Annotated in this window: 20 protein-coding genes; 7 read left to right on the forward strand and 13 right to left on the reverse strand. The window is 63.1% G+C overall.

Annotated elements, in window-relative coordinates:
• Window positions 1–176 precede the first annotated feature (176 nt).
• The 3 genes from MTX36_RS08350 to MTX36_RS08360 are packed head-to-tail and all read left to right on the forward strand — an operon-like array spanning window position 177 to window position 3,801.
• Window positions 177–971, forward strand: a complete 795-nt coding sequence (locus tag MTX36_RS08350; protein ID WP_243619265.1) for a bifunctional 2-polyprenyl-6-hydroxyphenol methylase/3-demethylubiquinol 3-O-methyltransferase UbiG — start codon at window positions 177–179, stop codon at window positions 969–971.
• A gap of 29 nt (window positions 972–1,000) precedes the next feature.
• Window positions 1,001–2,560 carry a glycoside hydrolase family 57 protein gene (locus MTX36_RS08355; RefSeq protein WP_243619449.1) on the forward strand — a complete coding sequence of 520 codons (1,560 nt, stop codon included), beginning with the start codon at window positions 1,001–1,003 and terminating at the stop codon, window positions 2,558–2,560.
• Window positions 2,557–3,801: a glycosyltransferase family 4 protein gene (locus MTX36_RS08360; RefSeq protein ID WP_243619266.1), complete on the forward strand. Its 1,245-nt coding sequence runs from the start codon at window positions 2,557–2,559 to the stop codon at window positions 3,799–3,801. Before MTX36_RS08355 ends, MTX36_RS08360 begins: the two co-directional genes overlap by 4 nt.
• 102 nt (window positions 3,802–3,903) lie before the next feature.
• Here MTX36_RS08360 and MTX36_RS08365 read toward each other — a convergent pair whose 3' ends face one another.
• Both MTX36_RS08365 and MTX36_RS08370 read right to left on the reverse strand, forming a co-directional pair.
• Complete coding sequence (locus MTX36_RS08365; protein WP_243619267.1) at window positions 3,904–4,539, reverse strand: maleylpyruvate isomerase family mycothiol-dependent enzyme; 636 nt, start codon at window positions 4,537–4,539, stop codon at window positions 3,904–3,906.
• Between the two features lie 9 nt (window positions 4,540–4,548).
• On the reverse strand, window positions 4,549–5,298 hold the full coding sequence (locus MTX36_RS08370) for an acyltransferase (protein ID WP_094272214.1): 750 nt from the start codon (window positions 5,296–5,298) through the stop codon (window positions 4,549–4,551).
• Window positions 5,299–5,414: 116 nt separating this feature from the next.
• Between MTX36_RS08370 and MTX36_RS08375 the strand changes: the two genes are divergently transcribed.
• Window positions 5,415–6,719, forward strand: coding sequence for a PQQ-binding-like beta-propeller repeat protein (locus MTX36_RS08375; RefSeq protein WP_243619268.1), 1,305 nt, complete (start codon window positions 5,415–5,417; stop codon window positions 6,717–6,719).
• A 1-nt stretch (window position 6,720) separates the two neighbouring features.
• On the opposite strand, the gene MTX36_RS08380 is transcribed toward MTX36_RS08375, so the two are convergent.
• Genes MTX36_RS08380 through MTX36_RS08400 form a run of 5 tightly spaced genes read right to left on the reverse strand, consistent with a single transcriptional unit; the run spans window position 6,721 to window position 11,445 of the window.
• Window positions 6,721–7,878 carry a class I SAM-dependent methyltransferase gene (locus MTX36_RS08380; RefSeq protein WP_243619269.1) on the reverse strand — a complete coding sequence of 386 codons (1,158 nt, stop codon included), beginning with the start codon at window positions 7,876–7,878 and terminating at the stop codon, window positions 6,721–6,723.
• A gap of 1 nt (window position 7,879) precedes the next feature.
• Entirely contained in the window at window positions 7,880–8,896 is a 1,017-nt protein-coding gene (locus tag MTX36_RS08385; protein WP_094272211.1) for a class I SAM-dependent methyltransferase, read from the reverse strand.
• 52 nt (window positions 8,897–8,948) lie between these two features.
• Complete coding sequence (locus tag MTX36_RS08390) at window positions 8,949–9,728, reverse strand: enoyl-CoA hydratase/isomerase family protein (RefSeq protein ID WP_094272210.1); 780 nt, start codon at window positions 9,726–9,728, stop codon at window positions 8,949–8,951.
• Window positions 9,729–9,750: 22 nt separating this feature from the next.
• The gene (locus MTX36_RS08395) at window positions 9,751–10,569 is read right to left on the reverse strand and encodes an NUDIX domain-containing protein (protein WP_243619270.1); all 819 of its coding nucleotides are present in this window, start codon (window positions 10,567–10,569) and stop codon (window positions 9,751–9,753) included.
• A 54-nt stretch (window positions 10,570–10,623) separates the two neighbouring features.
• On the reverse strand, window positions 10,624–11,445 hold the full coding sequence (locus MTX36_RS08400; protein WP_243619271.1) for an ABC transporter ATP-binding protein: 822 nt from the start codon (window positions 11,443–11,445) through the stop codon (window positions 10,624–10,626).
• Between the two features lie 51 nt (window positions 11,446–11,496).
• Here MTX36_RS08400 and glgX point away from each other — a divergent pair, with 51 nt between their 5' ends.
• Complete coding sequence (glgX, locus tag MTX36_RS08405) at window positions 11,497–13,617, forward strand: glycogen debranching protein GlgX (protein ID WP_243619272.1); 2,121 nt, start codon at window positions 11,497–11,499, stop codon at window positions 13,615–13,617.
• Window positions 13,618–13,748: 131 nt separating this feature from the next.
• Window positions 13,749–15,146 carry an NAD(P)/FAD-dependent oxidoreductase gene (locus tag MTX36_RS08410; protein WP_243619273.1) on the forward strand — a complete coding sequence of 466 codons (1,398 nt, stop codon included), beginning with the start codon at window positions 13,749–13,751 and terminating at the stop codon, window positions 15,144–15,146.
• Window positions 15,147–15,224: 78 nt separating this feature from the next.
• Here MTX36_RS08410 and MTX36_RS08415 read toward each other — a convergent pair whose 3' ends face one another.
• From MTX36_RS08415 to MTX36_RS08440, 6 genes are all read right to left on the reverse strand, one after another.
• Window positions 15,225–17,843 carry a helix-turn-helix transcriptional regulator gene (locus MTX36_RS08415; RefSeq protein ID WP_243619274.1) on the reverse strand — a complete coding sequence of 873 codons (2,619 nt, stop codon included), beginning with the start codon at window positions 17,841–17,843 and terminating at the stop codon, window positions 15,225–15,227.
• Window positions 17,844–17,929: 86 nt separating this feature from the next.
• On the reverse strand, window positions 17,930–18,526 hold the full coding sequence (locus tag MTX36_RS08420; protein WP_243619450.1) for a YitT family protein: 597 nt from the start codon (window positions 18,524–18,526) through the stop codon (window positions 17,930–17,932).
• A gap of 152 nt (window positions 18,527–18,678) precedes the next feature.
• On the reverse strand, window positions 18,679–19,467 hold the full coding sequence (locus tag MTX36_RS08425) for an aminoacyl-tRNA hydrolase (RefSeq protein ID WP_374230450.1): 789 nt from the start codon (window positions 19,465–19,467) through the stop codon (window positions 18,679–18,681).
• Complete coding sequence (gene serB, locus MTX36_RS08430) at window positions 19,464–20,684, reverse strand: phosphoserine phosphatase SerB (protein ID WP_094272203.1); 1,221 nt, start codon at window positions 20,682–20,684, stop codon at window positions 19,464–19,466. The genes MTX36_RS08425 and serB overlap by 4 nt, the downstream gene beginning before the upstream one ends.
• Window positions 20,685–20,810: 126 nt before the next feature.
• Window positions 20,811–22,544, reverse strand: a complete 1,734-nt coding sequence (gene ctaD, locus MTX36_RS08435) for a cytochrome c oxidase subunit I (RefSeq protein ID WP_243619275.1) — start codon at window positions 22,542–22,544, stop codon at window positions 20,811–20,813.
• Between the two features lie 41 nt (window positions 22,545–22,585).
• Window positions 22,586–22,861, reverse strand: coding sequence for a hypothetical protein (locus tag MTX36_RS08440; protein WP_243619277.1), 276 nt, complete (start codon window positions 22,859–22,861; stop codon window positions 22,586–22,588).
• A gap of 34 nt (window positions 22,862–22,895) precedes the next feature.
• Here MTX36_RS08440 and MTX36_RS08445 point away from each other — a divergent pair, with 34 nt between their 5' ends.
• Complete coding sequence (locus MTX36_RS08445; RefSeq protein ID WP_243619278.1) at window positions 22,896–23,891, forward strand: ABC transporter substrate-binding protein; 996 nt, start codon at window positions 22,896–22,898, stop codon at window positions 23,889–23,891.
• Window position 23,892 lies beyond the last annotated feature (1 nt).

Here is a 23,892-nt window from a genome sequence, read left to right on the forward strand (position 1 = left end):
ATCCCTTACGGATTTCTCGCCTCACGTCGGCTGTGCGTTAGATTACCTCACGCTAAGTTACCCGCCGGTAACTTAGCGTGGAACCACGTCCACCATAACCTCACGAACAGTGATTCATTGCTGTGATCTGGACCACGGTGAACACGTTCTACCCCGATGGCACTAATCTCGCACGGGTGAGTGAAACAAGTGTCAGCAACCACGAGGACGCACCCCTGCCCCTGACGGGCGAACGGACAGTGCCCGGAATCCCCGAGGAGAACTACTGGTTCCGGCGCCACGAAGTGGTCTACCGCGCGCTACTCGAGCGTTGCACCGACCGTCGCGTACTCGAAGCAGGTTCCGGAGAAGGCTACGGCGCCAACATGATTGCCGACGTCGCGACATCCGTGACGGGACTCGACTACGACGTCTCCGCCGTCGAACACGTCCGTGCCCGCTACCCCCGCGTCGAGATGATTCACGGCAACCTCGCCGCGTTGCCCCTCGAAGACAACTCCGTCGACGTCGTCGTCAATTTCCAGGTTATCGAGCACCTGTGGGACCAGGGACAGTTCCTGCGCGAGTGCTTCCGTGTTCTCACTCCGGGCGGTGAACTTCTGATCAGCACCCCCAACCGGATTACTTTTTCCCCCGGCCGCGACACGCCGCTCAACCCGTTCCACACCCGTGAACTCAATGCCGACGAGATGACCGAACTTCTCGAGGGCGCCGGATTCCGGGTGGAGCTCATGACCGGCGTCCACCACGGACCGCAGCTCAAAGACCTCGACGCCAAGCACGGCGGCTCGTTCATCAACGCACAAATCGACCGTGCGCTCGCCGGCGAGCCGTGGCCCGAGGATCTGACCCGCGACGTCGAAGGCATCACCGTCGACGACTTCAGCATCAGCGAACCCGATATCGACGACAGCCTCGACCTCGTTGCTATCGCAGTGAAGGACGCTGCTTCCAAGGACTCCGACGAGTGAGTACTGCAACACCCGTTACCGAACCGGGGATGTTCGCCCTGGTTCTGCACTCCCACCTCCCGTGGCTCGCCAACCACGGGCGCTGGCCCGTCGGCGAAGAATGGCTGTACCAGTCGTGGGCCGGGTCGTATCTGCCCCTCACCGCGGCGCTCCGACGCCTCGCCGACGAGGGTCGTTCGCACCTCCTGACGTTGGGCATCACGCCGGTTCTCGCGGCGCAGCTCGACGATCCGCACTGCCTTGCCGGGATGCACCATTGGCTCGGCAACTGGCAGATCCGGGCTCACGAAGCCGCCGGCATGCCCGACGCAGCTCACCGGGAACTCGGGGCACGCGAACACCGCGCCTCGGCGGCGGCTTTGGAGGACTTCGAAACCCGTTGGCAGCACGGCGCTTCGCCGGTTTTCCGGGATCTCATCGATCGCGAAGCCTTCGAACTACTCGGCGGTCCGCTCGCGCATCCGTTCCAGCCACTGCTCGACCCACGCCTGCGTGCCTTCTCGCTCCGTGAGGGCCTCGCCGACGCGCACTCCCGCTGGAACCACACCCCGACCGGCATCTGGGGACCCGAGTGCGGATACACCCCCGGCATGGAGCGCGGCTACGCCGAAGCCGGCGTCACCCACTTCATGGTCGACGGACCGGCACTGCGCGGGGACACCACACTCGGCCGGCCCGTCCGCGATTCCGACGTCGTCGCCTTCGGCCGTGACCTGCAGGTCAGCTACCGCGTCTGGTCCCCCAAATCCGGATACCCCGGCCACGCTGCATACCGCGATTTCCACACCTACGACCACGAGACGGGCCTCAAGTCGTCTCGGGTCACGGGCCGCACCGTCGACTCCGCGGACAAGGCTCCCTACGATCCGGACCTTGCCGCGGCCGCCGTCGACAAGCATGTCGAGGACTTCGTCGAAGCAGTCCGGGACCGCCTGCGATCAGAATCGGCACGAATCGGGCGCGATGCGCTGGTAGTTGCGGCGTTCGACACCGAACTGTTCGGACACTGGTGGTACGAGGGTCCGCAGTGGCTCGAGAAGGTACTGCGAGCACTCCCCGAAGCGGGGATCCGCATCGGAACCTTGAACGACGCCCAAGCCGCCGGATACGTGGGCGAGCCTGTGCAACTGGAAGATTCGTCGTGGGGCTCCGGCAAGGACTGGCGCGTCTGGGCCGGAGATCAAGTCTCCGACCTGGTGCAACTCAACGCCGAAGTTGTCGACACCGCATTGAACGCCGTCGACAAATCCCGCGGCCACGACAACGCTCCCGGACGCCCGGAAGTGCGAAACCGCGTCAATGATCAGGTACTTCGCGAGACACTGATGACGGTGTCAAGCGATTGGGCGTTCATGGTGAGCAAGGATTCAGCGGCGGGATACGCCCGCGAACGCGCCCACAAGCATGCCCACGCGACCCGGGAAATCTCCCAGGCCGTCGTCTCGGGCAAGGACGCGGTAGCCGAGCGCCTTGCCGACGGTTGGAACCGTGCCGACGGACTGTTCCCCGGTCTCGACGCGCGCCGTCTGCCCCAGACAGAACTCGACCGCCTGCCCGATACCGAACTGTCGGCCGGGAGTGCGTCGTGAAAATTCTCATCGTCTCGTGGGAATACCCACCCGTCGTGGTCGGCGGGCTCGGTAGGCACGTCCACCACCTCGCCACCGCCCTGGCTGCGGCCGGGCACGAGGTTGTAGTTCTCTCACGTCGACCGTCCGGAACCGACGCGTCGACACACCCCACCATCACGCACATCTCCGAAGGCGTACTCGTAGTCGCCGTCGCCGAAGACCCCGCGCACTTCGTATTCGGCGAGGACATGCTGGCCTGGACCCTCGCCATGGGTCACGCAATGGTCCGCGCCGGCATGGCACTGCACAAGCCCGGCGTCGGCGCCGGCTGGGTGCCCGACGTCGTCCATGCCCACGACTGGCTGGTCGCGCATCCCGCGATCGCTCTCGCCGAATTCTACGACGTACCACTGGTTTCCACGCTGCATGCAACCGAAGCCGGACGACACAGCGGCTGGATCTCCGGACGCATCAACCGCCAGGTCCACTCCGTCGAATGGTGGCTGGCAAACGAATCCGACGCTCTCATAACCTGTTCGGCATCCATGGCCGAAGAAGTGACCGAACTCTACGGCCCGACGCTGCCACCGCTCAACGTCATCCGCAACGGAATCGACTTGACCACGTGGAACTTTCGCGAACGCGCACCCCGGTCAGGACCGCCGAAACTTCTGTTCGTCGGACGCCTCGAATACGAGAAGGGTGTGCAAGACGCCATAGCGGCGCTCCCGCGGATCCGTCGTAGCCACCCCGGCACAACACTCTCCATCGCCGGCGAGGGCACACAATTCGACTGGCTCTCCGAACAGGCGCGCACCCATCGCGTCGTACGGGCCGTCAATTTCCTCGGCAATCTCGACCACGTCGAACTGCTCAGTTGGCTCCACGGCGCCGACGCCATCGTCTTGCCGTCGCGGTACGAACCCTTCGGCATCATCGCACTCGAAGCAGCTGCTGCCGGCACTCCACTGATCACCTCCACTGCCGGTGGCCTGGGCGAAGCCGTCGTCGACGGGGTGACGGGAATGTCCTTCCAGCCGGGTGACGTCGCCGGGTTGACCTCAGCAGTGCGTGAGGTACTCGACGATCCGGCCGCAACCCAGCAGCGAGCCGTCGCGGCACGTGATCGGCTGACCTCGGACTTCGACTGGCACCAGGTCGCAGACGAAACCGCGCACGTCTATGCGGGCGCAAAGCGGCGGGTGCGCCATCCGCTGGCCCGCCCAGAAATCCCGGAGCGCCCGCTCCCGGGCCGCTGAACGGGGCAATTCCCCCACCTCCACATCGCGTGAACGTATCGCTACCTCTGTCAGACAAGGGGAGCGATACGTTCACGCGGTCGGTGGGGAGTGAAACGGCGCTCAGTCGGAGTGAGACGGCGCCGTAAACCGCATCCTCGCATCGCCGAACAAATGGCCCGGCGGCAGAATCCGGCCGCACAACACCATCATCAGATCCTGCGCGGCGCCGTGCACTTCTGCGCCGGCGCCGAATTCCCAGTCCCGATCGTCGGCGCGCAGTCGCACCCCTTCGAGATCGGCGCCGAAGTACTTTGCGTTCTCGGGCGACAACCCGTCGAGGACGCGGCTCAGGCGGTCTTCCGGCACCACGTAGTTGTCGCCGAGGGCGACGCGAATGTCCTGGCCGTGGATGACGTCGTGGGACAGCGCCCCGTCGAACCCACCGCCCGGCGGTTTCCACGGGTACGCAACATTTTCGCGCAAAGAATCGAGCAACTGCGTCTCGGTCAGCTCTCGGGCATCAGCCAACGCTCGACGGTTGGACATGCGGTTGAAGTTGCCGCGTGCCTTCACCATTTCGAGAACGAATCGAGATGCCGGGTATCGGTACGGCATGGTGATGTGAGCGACAACTTCACGCACTCGCCACCCCTCGCACAGGGACGGGGTGTTCCATTGCTCGGCGCTCAGTCCGTCGAGGAAGGTCACCAGTTCGCTTCGCTGCGCCACCACCGCGTCGGGTGTCTTTTCACTCATGCCGCACTCCTACTTCGCTGCTTCGGCTGCTGCCTTCTTGCGTGCGATGTCTTCGAGGGCTGCAATATATTCGGCGCGCGCTTCAGCTCCGGATTCCCACTCGGCCTTGCGGTTCTTGACTGCCTTGGCCGGTGAACCGACGGCGATGCTGAAGTCCGGGATATCGCCCTTGACTACGGCGTGAGCGCCGAGGACGCAACCGCGGCCGACGCGGGTGTTGCGCAGGACGGTGACCTTGGCGGCCACCCAGGTGTCGGGGCCGATGCGGACCGGACCCTTCACGATGCCCTGGTCCTTGATCGGGGTGTTGACGTCGTCCATGCGGTGGTCGAAGTCGCAGATGTAGCACCAGTCGGCTACCAGCGTCGAGGCACCGATTTCGATGTCGAGGTAGGTGTTGACGACGTTGTCCTTACCGAAGACGACCTTGTCGCCGATGCGCAGGGAACCTTCGTGGCAGCGGATGGCGTTGCCGTCACCGATGTGGACCCAGCGCCCGATTTCGAGGCGGGAAAGATCCGGGGTCGAATGAATTTCGACGTTCTTACCCAGGAACACCATGCCGCGCAGGATCACGTGCGGATTGGCCATCTTGAACTTGGCGAGACGGTAGTACCGCACCAGATACCAGGGTGTGTAGGCCTTGTTCGCCATTACCCATTTCAGGGAATCGACGGTCAGGAACTTGGCCTGATCGCTGTCGTTGCGGCGCGATCCCCGCCACCGAGTGCGCAACGGTGCGCCCCACATGCTCGTCATGAGTAATCAGACTACGGGCAGCCGACTCACCGACCCGAGGGTGTGCCCCGTCACGTACCCTCCGGCGGGATAGTCTCTGCTCCGAACTACTTTCGGTAATGGCAGGGAGATGTGTAATGCGGCGGGTCCTACGGTCGTCCGTGATGGTGATGACGGCGGTCGCAGCGGTGTTGGTTGCCGGCTGCGGGAGCGAGAGCTCCATTGTCGACCGCTACTCGTCGGCGGGTTGGCCGGCGATGCACGCCGATGCCCGTAACAGCGACACCAGTGCGGTCACGGGGTCTCGCGATCTCGACTTCGCGTGGTCGCGTCCGCTCGGCGGGCCGGTTGCCGCCTATGCTTCGGTGGCGGCCAACGGTCAGAGTTTTGTGACTGCCCGGACAGAGAACGGCTGCAATCTCTTTTCGTTCCAGATGGATTCGGGTCGCAAGAAGTGGTGCAACCGGCTGAACGACGGCGCCGTCGCGTCCACACCCATCGTGGACACCTCTACCAATGTCTATGTCGGCGAGAGCGGCGCCATGCTGTCGTTCACCGAGAACGGCCAATTGCGTTGGCGAACACTTGTTGTCGGCACTCCCCTCTCGGCTCAGTTCACCGGCGACGGAAATCTGCTGTTCATCACGCAGCTCGGGCAGATCAATGTTCTCAATCCGCAGACCGGCGCCAAGGTGGTCTCGTCATTCGACCTGATTCCGCCGCCCTCCATCGAGGCACCCAATTCCCCGTTGATTCCCGATGACCGCGGACTGCGCGAGTGCTTCCTCGGAACGGCAGGGTGCCCGGTAGCCAATACTCCTGCAATCGATTTGGCGACCGGCAAGTTCTTCTTCACCTTCTTCCGGCCGGGTGCACAGGCCGCCGAACTGGTGGCAATGAAGTACACGGGCGGCGAGCACCCGTCCATCACGCCCGAGTGGTCCACCGACGCACTGCCCGGTGGAACGGCCTCGAGTCCGGACCTGTCGAAGGACACCAAGAAGGTGTACGTCACCGACAACAACGGGAAGCTCTGGGCGATCGACGCCGAAACCGGCGACTCGCTCTGGAGTTACGATATCGGCTTCAATTCCGCAGGCAGCGCATCCACCTCCGACGACGGTCTGATCATTCCGTCAGGCGGCGGCAACGGGCACCTTCTGGCCGTTCAGGACAAGGGAGATCACGCCGAGCTGGCCTGGGAGCGCAAAGACCTGCTCCAGCTGGGGGTTCCGGCGCAGAGTGCCGGCGACACCGGATATGCCGTTGTTCGTGAAGGCACGAACGGGCTCAGCCTGATCACGTTCGACACTAGTTCCGGCGAAACCCTGGATCAGGACACGCTGCCCGGCGCTGTGGGCTTCACCGTCGGAACCTCCATCGGCCCCGACGGTGAAGTGTTGACACCCAGCGCAATCGGCGAGCTGTTCGTCTTCAAATGAGCTAGCGCGACGCCTCACAGATAAACGCCGACGCCGAACGCCCGATCCGCACGATCACCACGCTCAGTGACACCGAGCCTTTCAGCTTGAGCCGTGGACGCAATATCGCGGGATCGACGTCGACGCCACGGACCAGAATTTCGGCGACGCCGCAATCACGCTTCGAGAGAGTCTGTTTCAGCAGCTTCTCCGAGTACTTGATCTGTTCGAGGATCCGGAATCCGCGAACCCCCTCCGGGACGCTGTCACCGGTGAGATAGGCAATGCGCGGATCCAACTGCCACAGGCCGTGTCTGGCGGCGTAGTGACGCACCAGGCCGGCGCGTACTACCGCGCCGTCCGGGTCGATGATCCACTCGCCCGGTTCCTGTTCCGGGATCGTATCGTCCTCGGCGTCGGTCACAGACCAACCACTTCCGTCGGACCGGAGCACCGACGCTCGACGAGACACTCCCGCCTGCGCCAAACCAGTCGACCACAGGCAGGCTTCCTTCACGCCACCGTCGAGTGACACGATCTCCACTTCGCCGTCCCAGCCGAGCGAGTCGAAATCGAGTCCGGGAGCGCACTTCACGGCAATATCACGGCCCTGATAAGCGTCGAGCAGATCCGGGAGGGGCGGCATCAGAGCTGCAGGATCGTGGGTTCGACGTCCGCCTGATCGACGTGCCGGGTCGGCGAGGACCACTGTGCCCCGCGTGGTCGGACGCAACGCATCAGCGCGCAACAGACCCGCCGTGGGCACGTTGCGGCGAGCCATCGCCAATCGAACGGCGTCGATGTCGCTGCCGATCACCTGTGAGGCGACCCCGGTGAGCGCGTGCAGTTCGGCTCCGATTGAACAGGTCACGTCGTGGACGTCGCGACCGATCAATCGCTGCGCCCGGTGAACCGCAACCGCCGCCGGAGTGGCTTGCTGCATAGCGTCGTCGGTGAACAACCAACCAGCACTGGCCGGGAGTTTCAGGGCAGCTTTACGACGCAGAAGTACCGTGTCGACGAGCGCGGGCATGCGGTCGCCGAAACGCGTACGCGCCCGGCCGATGTCGGCCAGACGCGTACGCGTGGACAGTTCGAGCTGATCCACCTCAGCTAATGCCGCTACGCCAGAATCGCTTCCGAGATAGTCGACATCAGAGAGGGTGAAGTCGTAGCCCAATTCAGTTGCCGGGCTTTACGCCGGTGATCATCACGTTGTAGAAGAATCCGCGCGGAACGACGTGGCGCAGAACCTTCTCGTCGACCCAGCTGAGGGTCTTGAATCCACCGAATGCAAACTTTGCCCAACCCCAGCCGAGCTTCTCCGGCGGAACTGCTGCCTCGAAAGTACGTACCGGCCAGCCGAGCAGTGCCGCGGCGAATTCCTCGGTGACAGCACGCACTTCGGCACCGCCGGCGGACTTCGCCATGTTCTCGAGGTCCGTGGGATCGAACGTGTGCAGGTCGACGATGGCTTCGAGTGCTGCTGCGCGGGAAGATTCGTCGAGTTCTTCCTGCGGACGGCGCCAGTCCGCGAGGAACGGCAGCTTGGTGATCGTGGTGGTTACTTCCCACGTCGCGCGGCCGAGCCAGCGAGCGTAGAGGTTGCCGACCGTGGACGGTTCACCGGCGAAGACGAAGCGTCCACCGGGCTTGAGGACGCGAAGGACCTCACGTAGCGACTGCTCGACATCAGGGATGTGATGCAGCACCGCATGGCCGACTACGAGGTCGAAGGTGTTGTCCTCGTAGGGAATTGTCTCCGCGTCGGCGACACGGCCGTCGACGGGCAAGCCGAGGTGCTCGGCATTGCGCATTGCAACCTTGACCATGCCCGGGGACAGGTCGGTGACCGAGCCCGTCTTGGCAACTCCACCCTGCATCAGATTGAGGAGGAAAAAGCCTGTGCCGCAGCCCAGTTCGAGCGCCCGCTCGTACGGCAGGGGCAGATCGCCGGCAACGGCGTCGAAACGACCCCGGGCGTAGTCGATGCAGCGCTCGTCGTACGAGATGGACCACTTGTCGTCGTAGGTTTCGGCTTCCCAGTCGTGGTAAAGCACCTGTGCGAGCTTGGTGTCCTTACGAGCGGCCTCGACCTCTTCGGCCGTTGCGTGCGGCCGCGGCGCGGGATCCACTACCGAGGTGTCGGCAGGGGCGGGCGGCGTGACGGTTGCGTCGTCAGTTGGGCTGGCAGTCATGCGGCTATCCTACTCGCTGGTAAGAGATGAACAAGTTCTAGTTTAGGGGAGCCTACTCCCCCGTGAACGCAGCCTTACCGGGACCGTTCGCGATGAACGACGCCATCCCGATCGTCTGATCCTCGGTGGCAAAAAGTCCGGTGAACAGATGCTGCTCGATCTTGAGGCCCGATTCCAGATCCGTGTTCAGGCCCTCGTCGATTGCAGCCTTTGCTGCAGCCAGGGCCCGCGAAGCCGCTCCGACAAACTGCGACGCCCACGTACGCGCCGCGGTGTACACGTCGTCGGGCGCTACGACCTCGTCGATCAGACCCATCGCGAAGGCTTCGTCAGCTCCGACAAAACGGCCGCTGAACACCAGGTCCTTGGCCTTCGCCGGTCCGATGAGACGAGCGAGACGCTGAGTTCCACCGCCGCCGGGGATGATTCCCAGCAAGATTTCCGGGACGCCGACCTTGACGTTGTCGCCGGCGATACGACGGTCCGCGGCAAGCGCTACTTCGAGTCCGCCGCCCAGCGCGTAGCCGGTGATGGCAGCGACGGTCGGCTTCGGGATTGCCGCGACGGCGCCGATTCCGGCCTGGATTCCGGCAATGGCGTCGCTCATCTGACCGAAACTCATCTCGGCCATTTCCTTGACGTCCGCACCGGCGGCAAATACCTTTTCGCCGCCGTAGACGATGACAGCCTTGACAGCTTTGTCGACGGTTGCAGCATGAGCAGCAGCGACCAGTTCGTCCTGAACCTGACGGTTCAATGCGTTCATCGGGGGCCGTGCAAGACGGATCGTGCCAATACCTTCGGAAACCTCGAGAGTTACAAATTCAGCCATGATCGAGAGGCTACTTGGGTGGCTATTTGGAAGGCTTGGGTGCCCACGGATGCGGTCCGTCGGCGTAGTAACCATCCATATTGGGAAAATCGATCCGGAACGTGGTCTCGTCCCGAAACAGCGTCGGCAAGATGACCGGAATCTCAGGTTCAGCTGCCAAAATCTCGGCGACCGACCCGTACTTCGACAGCTCCGTCAGCTGAGTCCAGGTGGGCGGCAACAAGATGCTGCCACCGGCGCGCCAGTGTTCCAGCGCGTCCTGCGGACTCTGCCAGCGCACTGCGGCGGCTTCGGAGGTGACCCCGTCAGCCACCTGTCCTTCGGGCGCCGCAGCCACGAAGAAGCGGGTGTCGTAGCGACGCTGCTCGGCGATCGGGGTGATCCAGTTCGCCCACGGCCGGAGAAGGTCGGTGCGCAGGACCAGATTTTCCTGCTTCAGGAAATCACTGAACGAGAGTTCGTGGTTTTCGAGCGCAACCCGCGCGGCCGCGTAACCGGACGTATCAGCAACGACGCTGTCGGCGCTGGGCCCGGCCAGCAGGACACCGCATTCTTCGAACGTCTCACGCACGGCGGCGCAGACAAGGGCCTTGGCGCGGGCGACGTCCGTGCTGAATCGCTCGGCCCACCACTCCACCGGCGGGCCGGCCCACTGAACGTCGGCTGTAGCGTCGGACTTGTCGACGCCGCCGCCGGGGAACACCGTCATTCCGCCGGCAAACGCCATCCCCTGCACCCGCTGGAGCAGGAAGATTTCGATCCCTGGTGCGGCATCGCGAACCAAAATCACGGTCGATGCATCTTTGGGTGTAGGGACTGCGTCCTCAAACTCGTTAGCCATGTTTCCGGAACTTACGCGATATGTGATCTACGCCCCATCTCAGGTCCCACTCACTCAGGCGCGGTGTGCACCCGACGGCCGCGCACGACGAGCGAAGTACCGGCCGTCCACCGAATCCAGACTGATCAACTGACTGAACGCGTTGCTGAGGTTCTCAGCCGTGATGACGTCCTCGATCAGTCCTTGCGCGACGACACCACCTTCCTTGAGCAGGAGGGCGTGGGTGAATCCCGGCGGGATTTCTTCGACGTGGTGGGTGATCAGGACGATGGCGGGCGCGTCGGGATCGGCGGCGAGTTCGGTGAGTCGTGCCACCAGTTCTTCGCGTCCCCCCAGGTCGAGTCCGGCAGCCGGCTCGTCGAGCAGCAGCAGTTCGGGGTCGGTCATCAGGGCACGCGCGATGAGCACTCGCTTGCGCTCACCCTCGGACAGTGTTCCGTAGGTGCGGTCGGCGAGGTGTTCGGCACCAAGGCTTTCGAGCATCTCGACGGCGCGCGTGGTGTCCAGGGCCTCGTACTCCTCACGCCACCGACCCAGGACCGCGTATCCCGCGGAGACCACCAGGTCACTGACCTTCTCGTCGGCGGGCACACGACTTGCCAGAGCGGACGACGACAAACCGATGCGCGGCTTGAGCTCGTTGATATCGACTCGCCCGAGCACCTTCCCCAGCAGATGCGCGGTCCCGCTGGTGGGAAACACCTCGCCGGCGGCGATACGGAGCAGCGACGTCTTGCCCGCACCATTGGGGCCGAGCACCACCCATCGCTCGTCGAGCTCCACCTTCCAGGTCACCGGACCCACCAGAGTGGACCCGCCGCGGCGGATGAGGACGTCGTCGAAATCGATGAGCAGATCAGGATCAGGTAGTGGCACCCGAACATCTTCCCGCACATTCTCCAGCCATCCACGGCAGGATCTACTCGCGTGTCGCCTCTCGATGAATCTCACACCCCGCTCCCCGGTTCTCCCTACCCGCTGGGAGCCACAGTCGTCGGTGGTGGAACCCAGTTTTCCGCGCATTCTCCGGATGCCACCGCGGTGCAAATCTGCCTGATCGACGACGGCGGAAACGAGAAGCGCGTCGACCTCCGACAGCAGACGTACGGAATCTGGCACGGCGTGATCGGCGGAGTCGGAGCCGGGCAGCGTTACGGGATCCGTGCCGACGGGCCGTGGAACCCCCGCGCCGGCTTGCGGTTCAATCCGAACAAGCTCCTGATCGATCCCTGGGCGCGGCGCATCGAGGGTGAACTCGGCGACTTCAACGCACTGCGGGCCTACGAAGGCGATCCGTTCGGTGAACCGTCCGCATCTGATTCCCTCGGCCAGGTGCCGCTCTCCGTGGTAACTGCCGGCCTGGTCGCGTCGACAGATCGACTTGAAACACCGTGGGAAGAGACGGTGATCTACGAACTTCACGTTGGCGCCTTCACCGCAACTCATCCCGACGTCCTGCCGGCGCATCGGGGTACGTATCTCGGACTAGCAGCCCCGGCAGTAATCGAGCACCTTCTTCTCCTCGGCGTCACAGCCGTGGAACTTCTTCCCGTGCAGGCATTTCTGACCGAGCAGAGCGTGCGTGACCGTGGAATGCACAACCACTGGGGCTATTCGACGGCATCGTACTTTGCGCCACACCCTGGTTACGCAGCCACTCCGGGCAATGAGGTTCCCGAGTTTCGCATCATGGTCGACGCTCTGCATCGGGCGGGTATCGAAGTCATTCTCGACGTCGTCTACAACCACACCTGCGAGCAGGGTGTCGGCGGAATCAGTGTCAGCTGGCGAGGATTGGATGCACCCGGCTACTACCTCCTCGGCGACGAAGGCCACGATATCGACCTCACCGGATGCGGCAATACCGTCGACGCCTCCTCCCCCATCTCAGTTCGGATGATCACCGACAGCCTGCGCTACTGGGCGGGCGAGATGGGCGTCGACGGTTTCCGCTTCGACCTTGCGAGCGCACTGGGACGGCCTCGCGGCGGCGCCTTCGACCCTCGCGCCTCAGTACTGTCCGCGATCTCTTCCGACCCGATCCTGACGCGGTGCAAACTGATCGCCGAACCGTGGGACGCAACAGCCGGCGGCTACCAGGTGGGTAATTTCGGCTTGCAATGGTCCGAGTGGAATGACAAGTACCGCAGCAATATTCGAACATTTTGGAACGGCGGTTCCAGCGTTCGGGAAGTCGCGTCACGACTGGCCGGTTCAGAGGATATTTTCGCCGGCAACGGACGCCGACCGTGGGCGTCGATCAACTTCATCACCGCCCACGACGGCTTCACCGCCGCTGATCTGGTGTCGTACAACAACAAGCACAACGACGCCAACGGTGAGGACAATCGAGACGGTGCTGATCACAACGATTCGTTCAACCACGGAATCGAGGGTGACAGTGACGATCCCGCGATCATCGAAGCCCGCCGTCGACATGTCCGCGCACTTCTGGCGACGTTGATCCTCTCCACCGGCACCCCGATGCTCACTGCCGGCGACGAGTTCGGGCACAGCCTCGGAGGTAACAATAATGCGTATTGTGTTCCTGCTCTTGCTACTTCAGCTCAGTCGTGGCCCCTTGACTGGGGAAACGCTGACAAGGAATTGATCAGTTTCGTCTCTCGCGCACTCGCTCTGCGCCGATCCGCGCCCGCCCTGCGGCAACCCGAGTTCTTCGAAGGCCGACGCCGAACCGACCATCCCGACCTGGTGTGGTTCAACGCATCAGGTACGGAGTTCGACGATGCCGCTTGGTACGACGAGCGCAACCGCACAGTGCAGGCTTGGATCGACGGCGCCGATGTCCGCTCACACACGGCGTCCGGAAGTCCTCTCGCAGATAGCAGTTGGCTTCTGATCCTGCATTCCGGTGGGCCGATTCAGATCACCGTCGGAACCCCGGAATCGTTCGACGGTTCACTGACTCCCACCTTCGATTCATCCAGGGCCACGGGGGAACCGGAATCGACAAATCCCCTTCCACCCGGTGCCATACTGTGGCTCACCGGCCCGACCGTGTTGGCTTTGCGTTCGGACCGAAGCTAGGTCGAGGCTGCCACTGAAGTCTGCGAAAATGAGGTAGTCGACTACTCACACCCACCCCATTCATTGCTTGGACGATGAGATCTGGGACCTAAGTGTCTGATACAAACACAGATCGAAAGCAGATGGTTGACATGACAACAACCTCATATGCAGTCGTGATCGGGGCAGGAATGGGCGGACTCTTGGCCGCCCGGGTGCTGAGCGAGTTCTTCGACGACGTGACCGTCGTTGAACGAGACGCACTCCCAGACGCCCCCGTGGCACGCCGTTGCGTGCCGCAAGCCCGTCACGCGCACGTCTTGGCCACTCGGGGCAGAACTGCGATGGAGGACCTGTTCCCCGGCCTCGCCGAGGATCTTCTCCGCTGTGGTGCGCCTAACGGAGATTTGCAGGCCGACTTCCGCTGGATTGCCGATGGCCATCGGTGGGCCAAAGGTGCATCCGGAATCCCGGTGCTCATGGCGAGCCGACCCCTCGTCGAGTGGTACCTGCGCAACCTGGTGCAAGCGCTCCCCAATGTGGAAATCATCGACCGGTGTACCGCCCGCCGGATCACGACTGACCCGCAACACCGGCGGGTTACCGGACTTGCCGTGAGCGTCCCGTCGAAGAACATCACGGATACCGTCATCGCTTCCGACCTGGTCGTCGATGCCTCCGGGCGTAGCTCCGAAACCCAAGGGTGGCTCGAATCGCTCGGCTTCAACCGGCCGCGAGAGGAGAAACTTCCGATCCACCTCGCCTACGGCACTCGTCATTATCGACGTGAACCGTCCCACCTGGACGGAGACCTTGGGGTCGGGGTGATGGGCACCCCGGAGCTTCCCCGCGGCGGATTGATGATGGCACAGGAGAATGACGACTGGGTAGTCACTCTCGCCGGATACCGGGACGACGAACCGCCATTGGACGCCGAAGGTTTCGTCGATTACGCCAGATCACTTCCGGCACCCGAGTTCGGGGAGTTGCTTTCCCACGCGCATCCGCTCGACGAGGGTGTTCGATATCGGGTCCCCAGTACCGTGCGTCGGCATTTCGAAAGCGCTCCACTGCCCGACGGCTACATTCCGTTCGGCGACACCATGTGCAGCTTCAACCCGGTCTACGGGCAGGGTATGACCGTCGCAGCACTCGAGGCACTCATCTTGCGCAAGTGCCTCCAGCGAGAGATCCGCCACATCAGAGACAACCACCGTGTCACCGACAGGTTCTTACGGAATTCCACTCCGATTCTCGATGAAGCCTGGGAGATGGCCTGCAACACGGACCTGCGCATGCCGTTCATCGAAGGCAAGCGAACCGCCAAGATTCGGATGACGAATGCGTATGTCGGCCGCGTACACCGCGCTGCCGCAATAGATCCCCGAGTCGGAGCCGCATTCTTGCGCGTAATCAATCTCCTTGACCACCCGAATTCACTCATGAAGCCGCCTACCCTGGAACGTGTGCTGTGGGCCAGCCGGCGACAGGCAAACCCGCACACTGTGGAAACGGGCTATTCCAAGTCGACGGTGCGTCCCTCGCACTGAACAGTCTTCCCGAAAAACTTGGCCCTCAGGGCATCTCGGCCGGTGGCATGCCGTGTATTCACCTCGTCGCCCGTCTGTTCAGTCCCCGTGCAGGGTGGCGCCCAATTCTTCGCGACTGCGGGCCCCGGTTTTGGCTGTCGCACGGTATAAATGGCCTTCGACTGTTCTGACCGAGAGTGTGAGGCGTTCGGCGATGTCGCGGTTCGACAGACCCAAACTAACGAGGGAGACGATCTCACGTTCTCGTGAGGTAAGCGGTACCGGCTGCAGCGCTTCTTGCATTGCGGGAGTGGTGGGACCGCCGCACTCTCGAGCGATTCTGTTCGCGCGAGAAGTGGACGTGATGGCCGATCCGCGTAGGTCGTGATGTCGATAGGCGACGGCGGCGAGGGCGGCGGCGTCCGCGGCAGCCAACAAGTCCCCCATCTTCTCGAGTTGGACCGAAGCCGCATGCAGGGCGGCACCGTCTTCGGCGGCGAGAGCGGAGGCGAACGCCGCGGCGGCGGGCGCGCGCGGACCGTCGACCATAGTTGCCAGATGCGTCAACCGTGCCACCGTCGTCCGGTCCCCGAACTGCGTTGCCGTCTGCAGACAGTGCACCTCACGCGCCAATTGGCCATTCGCGCGGGCACTCTCGGCTGCGCTCCTGCACATCGCGGTCGCTTCGCTCACTGCACCGTCGGTGGCCGACACCCACGCGACTGCAAGGAGACGCTCCGGCTCGAGATAGGCCCAGCCAGGGTGCCGAAGCTCGTCGAGTTCGATCAGCGCCTGTGCCGCGGCAATTCGATCCCCGGACAGAGCGAGGGCTTGGGTTCGTCCAATCTGGTAGCGATAGCCGAACCCATTCGTTTCGCCGGAAGCGTGCAGTGCCAGGACCGCCAGGTCGAGGAGCGGCAGTGCAGTGGCGATCTGGCCCGCCCCCAACACAGCTCGACCAGCGATTGCAATGCCGAGGATGTGCGCGGACCCGGGCAGATCAATGGCCAATTGCTGCAGACGATCGGCGGCGTCTTGTGCGGCTGCGATCCGCCCGGCCAGCAATAGTGCACCGACGTGTGCGTCTACAAGGACGAATCGCATCTGCGCTGCCTCGAACGACCGCGCGACCAAGGCATAGCCCTTCTCGGCAGTGGACTCAGCGTCGTCCGCCCGGCCGGCATCGCCCAGCGCAACAATAGTCGCCCACAGGGTTACCGCTGCCACGACATCGGGGAGGACGGTCAGCTTCAGCCTGCGTACCGGCTCGATCGCGTCTACCGGGCGTCCCCCCGACGCCCAGTAGACCGTGTGAAATGCTGCGAGAACCGGCAGACCATTCGGTGACGCAATCGAGACAGTGTCGTCGATGAGCGCCTTCGCTACCGAGGGGCGCCCGAGAGCCCAGATCAGGTTGATCGCCCGAAGAAATACGAGCCGTGACTTCTCGGAAGCGGAGAATCCCGCCGTCGGAATTCCGGCTAGCACAGCGTCCGCCTCTTCACCGCGACTGAGCCATGAAAGCGCATGGGCGCGAATATAACTCGCTTCAACGCCGCCACCTACCGTCATCGCGGCAGCGGCCAGCCTTTCCGCGAGCACCAGGTCTGCCAGCCAGATCGCGCCATTAGCCGCCTTGGTGTACAGCTCGGGATCGACGGCGAGATCCGAGTCCAGGCTCAGCGCCGCGCGGCGGACGGTGACCCGCATGTCGTCGCCCCCGATCTCAGCCAATGCTGTTGCAACCTCGCCCCGCAGTCTGCGCATCCGCGACGGTGCCGCCCGCGCTCGACGCACCTCTCCGTACAGCGGGTGCGCCACACGCGCCTGCAGCTGCGTCCCGGTCCCGGACCGCTCCAGGGCGATCAACCCCCGCGCATCAGCCTCCTCGACCGCATCCCGGTCGGTGATCCGTGCAAGGACTGCGGTATCGAGTGGTTCCCCGACCGCGAGCACATCGACGACCTCCGCGATCGGCTGCGGAAGCACCCCCATTCGTGACTCGATCAATTCGATCAGGCCTGGGGAGGAGACTGGCTCACCCGACCAGCTCCACAGCCCGCCGCACTCGGTGAGGCGACCTCCGGCAAGCTCCTGCTCGACTATGTTGCGCAGGTAGAGCACATTGCCACGGGTGAGCTTCCACAGCCGCCGCATGTCGCTGGGATCGAGGGTCCCGCCGAGTGCTGCCCGCACGAGGGCCGTCGATTCGGACTGCGACAGTGGATGCAGTTCGAGCCGGTCGAGACGCTCGTCCTTCCATAACGCCTGCACGGCGTCCGGTACGGGTTCGCCGCGGCGGACGGTCACGATCACCTTCGCTGCGCCACGCAGCACCAGCTGGTGCAGCACGAACGCGGACAGGTCATCGAGCAAGTGAGCATCATCGACACCGACAACGACGTCGGCTCCATTGGATCGGTCGGTCAGCGCACCGATCACTCCGCGGACCAGTTGCAGAGGATCTGTGGTGGGAGCACCCGTCCACTCCGTAAACGCACCCAGCGGTAACGAGCGCGCGGACGCTGTGGCTACTGCCCACCGCACCACGCATCCTTTGGCTGCGGCCGACGCCAGCACTTCCCGTGCGAGTCGACTCTTGCCGACGCCCGCCGGGCCGACCACCACCACTCCGCCATGGCCCCCGGTCCCGGAAACTGCCGCCTCGACAAGGCGCAACTCGTCGGCGCGTCCCGTCAACGGCCAAGCGCACACCATAGGAGAATTATATGTACGTCCGACCGTAAGCATCGAGGAACATGTCGATGTCTCCCACCGATGCCTCCCACCGACGCCGGCGAACTTCAGACAAGTCCCACCGCGTTGACCTTGCGCGCCGGTTCTCCGTCACCGGTGACACCGCCATGCATCACGGCTGCAGTCATCGAGCGAGGAAGTACCTTGATCAATAGCTGAATAGTGGGCCCGATCCCCAAGGCATACAACACGGTTCCCACTCCGACGGTGCCACCGAGGAGCCAACCGGTTGCCAGAACGACGATTTCAATGGTGGTTCGCACGAGCCGCACGGACAGTCCGGTGCGCGCAACAAATCCGGTCATCAACCCGTCACGCGGACCGGGCCCCATCCCCGCACCGATATACAGAACGCTGGCCAGTCCGTTGAGAAGAACGCCGGCCACCAGCATGAAGATGCGAACTGGCATGGAATTGAACTCCGGCAAGAAGGCCAGTGAGGTATCCACTGCGATAGCGATGACAACCACGTTGGCGATAGTTCCGAAACCCGGCCGTTGACGGAGCGGGATCCACAGCAGCAGTACAACGACTCCCGTTATTGCCGTAATCACACCAAAACTCATCGAGACACGTTCGGCCACACCCTGATGGAACACATCCCAGGGATCGAGCCCGAGGCCGGCGGTAATCATCATGGCCATCGAGAAGCCGTACAACCAGAGACCGAAGAAGAGCGAGGAGAGTCTCCGAGCCAAGGCTGGTACACGCACTGATTTCAACACTCGACCAGCCTGAACGACACTGGCCACTTAACCCATAGCCAAGTTGCCGATACTGGACTGGTCGAGAAGCCTTAGTTGGGAACCGCAATCACGGTCATCGAACCGGGTGCCACTTCGGTATAGCCCGCGTCACGAACCGCAATGGCCTCGGACTTCTCCAGGCGCGCAACTGCCTGCGCCCATTGCGTCGCATCTGCGTCACGCACCGAGCATCGGAAGCCAGTTTGGGCCCATCGCCAGGCTTCGTCGTCAGTCATGTTCGCTGCCAACAACATTGACGCATGACCGACCTGAGCAGCTGCCTTGCCGACGGTCATCTCCAGCGCAGAAGCGATCCACAACACCGGCAACCCCGGTTCCGGAGCACCAGGCTTGTCGTGGTCTAGATCCGTCCCACCGATCTGCATCTTCTTGATCCGCGGATCAAGATCACCGACCGGCCCGGGCACCAATGCCCGCGCCTGCGCACCGCCCACCTCGACGGTGATTCCGGCCACTTCCTGAGCCGCGAGCCACTGCGCTCCCCGCGCCCGTCTCGACACCTTCCGGATCCGTCCGCTCACCCAGGCCGTGAAGTCTTCCTGCCACGGCCCCGGCTCGCCATCCTCGGAAATCCCCACACGATCGTCGAGGCACAATGCCACTGCCGCCGATGCTGCCGCTTCCAGGAGCGAACTACGCGGCGGCGGATCAGCTTTCGGGATGTGGAGAACGATCGGCATAGCCAACACCCGGGCCGGATCAGTCGGATCAGGGCGACCGCCGTACCCTGCAGCCAACACGGCGTGCCGGGCGCGCCAGAGCGCGTCCGGTCCCGCCATCACCGTGTTGTCAGCATCGAGCGGGTCAATCAGGCTCATGGGAGCGGTACGCGCCGAACTCCGCCGTCTTCAGCGTCGGCAGCTTCGACCTCGTCGCGAGTCACTCCGAGAATAAAGAGCACCGCATCGAGGAACGGATGCGAGAGTGCCGCGTCGGCGACCTCACGCAGCGCCGGCTTGGCGTTGAATGCCACGCCCAGGCCGGCAGCGTTGAGCATGTCGATGTCGTTGGCACCGTCACCGACAGCAACTGTCTGTTCCATGGGAACGCCGACCTGGTCGGCGAACTTACGCAGAGCAACGGCTTTGGCTGCACGGTCGACGATCTCGCCGATAACGCGGCCCGTCAACTTGCCGTCGACGATCTCGAGGGTGTTCGCGTGCACGAAGTCCAATTCGAGTTCGTGTGCAAGGCCTTCGATGACCTGACGGAATCCGCCGGACACAACACCGCAATGGAAGCCGAGTCGACGCAGGGTGCGGATCGTGGTGCGCGCCCCCGGTGTCAGTTCGATGCTCGCGGCCACCTCGTCGATAACCGAAGCGTCCAACCCGGCAAGTGTTGCCACACGCTGATGCAGCGATTCGGTGAAGTCGATTTCGCCGCGCATCGCAGCTTCCGTGACTGCCCGAACCTCTTCTTCGACACCGGCCTTGGCGGCAAGCATCTCGATGACCTCACCCTGAACGAGCGTCGAGTCGACGTCGAACACGATGAGTCGCTTGGCACGCCTCGCTAGGCCGGCACGCTCAACTGCAATATCCACGTTTTCGAGGGCAGCAACTTCCGCGAGACCGGTACGCAATCGAGCGTCCGAATCTGCGTCGCCCGCAGAGGTGACACTCAATTCCAAGCCGGTGACCGGGTAGTCCGCGACGCCTCGAATGGAGTCGATGTTGGCACCCTGCTTGGCCAACTCGCGAGAAACGCCGCGCATGGCGCGGGCATTGACCGGACTGCCCAGAACTACAACCGCGTGTGTGGAAACTGCAGGCCGTCCGGGCTCGACACCGATTTCGACGTCGATGTTCATACCGACCGTCGCCATGGCTTGGTCAAGTTCTTCTTGCAGCGCTTCCGGATCATTCGGGCACACGACGAGAACGCCGAGCGTCAGCCTGCCTCGGATCACCACCTGCTCGACGTCGAGCAGGTTCACATCGTGCCGCGACAGTGCGGCGAACAGTACCGAGGTGACGCCGGGCCGGTCAGGCCCGGTCACAGTCACCAGAACAGTGGTGTCAGAGGCACCCACCGAGAACTCCGATCGTTTCTTTTAACTCGCGTCGTGATCGACACCTATTGTGCCAAGGGCGTACCGGACAAGCGAAAAGGCCCCGCCCGTTGCTCGGGCGGGGCCTTTTCGTTGACCTATGTAAATCTAGTGAGAACTGCCTTCGAGGGCGTCGTTCTTACTGTTGTGGCCGACGCCGACGTGCGCTTCTGCGCGCATCCGCTCAACCATGTGCGGGTAGTGCAGTTCGAATGCCGGACGCTCGCTGCGGATGCGCGGCAACTCGGTGAAGTTGTGGCGCGGCGGCGGGCAACTGGTTGCCCATTCGAGCGAGTTTCCGTAGCCCCACGGATCGTCGACCGTGACAACTTCGCCATATCGGTAGCTCTTGAAGACATTCCAGAGGAACGGCAACGTGGAGGCGCCGAGAACGAAGGCGAAGATTGTCGATACCGAGTTCAGCACGGTGAAACCATCGCTGGGTAGGTAGTCGGCGTAACGACGCGGCATACCTTCGGCACCCAACCAGTGCTGCACGAGGAACGTGCCGTGGAATCCGACGAACGTGGTCCAGAAGTGCCACTTGCCGAGGCGCTCGTCCATCATGCGGCCGGTCATCTTCGGGAACCAGAAGTAGATACCGGCGTAGGTAGCGAACACGACGGTGCCGAAGACCACGTAGTGGAAGTGGGCGACAACGAAGTAGCTGTCCGTGACGTGGAAGTCGAGCGGCGGGCTTGCAAGGATGACGCCCGACAGGCCGCCGAAGAGGAAGGTGACCAGGAAGCCGATCGAGAAGAGCATCGGCGACTCGAAGGTCAACTGCCCCTTCCACATAGTTCCGATCCAGTTGAATATCTTCACGCCTGTCGGCACTGCGATCAAGAACGTCATGAACGAGAAGTACGGCAGCAGAACAGCACCGGTTGCGTACATGTGGTGAGCCCACACTGCGATCGACAGGGCTGCGATGGCCAGCGTTGCGTACACCAGGCCGCTGTAGCCGAAGATCGGCTTACGGCTGAAGACCGGGAAGATCTCCGAGACGATGCCGAAGAACGGCAGCGCGATGATGTACACCTCGGGGTGACCGAAGAACCAGAACAGGTGCTGCCACAGCAACACACCGCCCGTTGCCGGGTCGAAGATGTGACCACCCAGATGTCGGTCGACGAACAGGCCGAGCAGTGCAGCGGTCAGCAGCGGGAACGCCAGCAGAATCAGAATGCTGGTGATGAAGATGTTCCAGGTGAAGATCGGCATGCGGAACATGGTCATACCGGGTGCACGCAGGCAGATCACCGTGGTGATCATGTTGACGCCACCGAGGATGGTTCCGAGGCCACCGACAGCGAGACCCATGATCCACAGGTCAGCGCCGACGCCCGGCGAATGCAGTGCATTCGTGAGCGGGGTGTAGGCGGTCCAACCGAAGTCGGCTGCACCACCGGGGGTTACGAATCCGGCTGTCGCGATGATCGCGCCGAACAGGTACAGCCAGTAGCTGAACGCGTTCAGACGCGGGAACGCCACGTCGGGCGCGCCAATCTGCAGCGGAAGAATGTAGTTGGCGAAGCCGAAGACGATCGGCGTCGCGTACAGCAGCAGCATGATGGTGCCGTGCATGGTGAACAGCTGGTTGAACTGTTCATTGGAAAGGAACTGCATGCCGGGCACAGCAAGCTCGGCACGCATCATCAGGGCCATCAGGCCACCGATGAGGAAGAAGGCGATGGAAGTCGCCAAGTACATGATTCCGAGCACCTTGGGGTCGGTGGTCGTAATCATCTTGAAAATGAATGAGCCCTTGGGTCCCTGCCGCGGCGGGTAAGGCCTAGCTGCAGCTATCGCGGGGACTGGCTGGGGCGCTACGGCAGTCACTGATCCTCCTGAATGTGCCTTTGGTCGCTCCTCGGGCTCCGTTACAAAGCCTTCGGCCGCGCCGCAGGGTCCGTCACCCGGGCTGCGGGAAACGGCTTCTGGCTTGCGCTCATCGAATCGTAGACCTTGACTCGGACGCCCCGCGACCCGGTCCTACTCAGCGTCGTACTCGAGGGACCGTTTTCCCGCCCGCAGAACGATCGACCTGCGGTTTGTGTTCCCGCTGCGATTTCTGCGATCTCGAGTTTCGGCGTGTCGCGCCGAACGCCCACGACCACCGGGGTTGCAATTCCATCAAATCCTCTTGTTAAGGTCATGCTTACCTAAGTAAATGTCAGGAGTGGAAATTCAGTGAAGTTTCTCCCCCGCCGCGCCGCTGTCGCGGCGATCGCGGCCACCATCGCGGTACTTGTTCCAGCGTGCTCGAGCAACGAACCCACGACGAGCGCGAGTCCGTCCTCCGAGTCCGGAGAGTTCCCACGCAGCGTCGAACACTTCCGCGGAAGCACCGAAATCCAGTCGGCACCCCAGCGCATCGTCACACTCGACAACAGCTTCACGGACGCTGTACTCCTTCTCGAGTCTCCCCTGGTCGGCTACACCGACTACCGCGAGCCGGGACTCCCCGACTACCTGGGAACAACTCGCGACGAGTTCGCGGCCGACGCTGTGTCTGTCGGCACGGTGGGCAGTGTCAGCCTCGAGAAGATCGCCGCCCTGCAACCGGACCTGATCATCTCGGCCGAAGTTCGCGACGGAAAGAACTACGACAAGCTCTCCGCAATCGCACCGACCGTCTTCACTCAGACAACAGGACCGACGTGGAAGGAGAACATCCGGCTGGTCGGCGAGGCACTCGGTAAGGAGTCACTGGCCGAAGAGAAAATTACCGAATACGAAACCCGCGCGGCTACTGTCGGCAAGAGCATCAACGAGAAGGCGAACAACCCCGTCATCTCCGTCGTCCGCTTTGCCGGCGAACCGACAGCACGCCTTTACCGCACCACCTCGTTCAGTGGCATCGTCCTCGAGGACGCCGGCCTCACGCGTCCCACCAACCAGGGAGCCGACCCCGCTGATCCCGGAAACATCATGATGAAGATCAGCCCCGAGCTGATCAACGAGGCCGACGCCGACATCATCTTCGTCAGTACTTGGCAGGATCCGGAAGGCAAGAGCGCCGAAGCCGCGAAGCCGTTCCTCACCAGCCCGCTGTGGCAGACACTGCGCGGCCGCACAATCGACGTCGACGATTCGCGCTGGATGTCACCGGTCAGCATTCAAGGCGCACACCTCATCCTCGACGACCTCTCGGATACGTTCGAGCTGAACAAGTCGAACAGCTAAC

Source organism: Rhodococcus sp. ARC_M6, from assembly GCF_022810305.1.
GTDB lineage: Bacteria > Actinomycetota > Actinomycetes > Mycobacteriales > Mycobacteriaceae > Rhodococcus_F.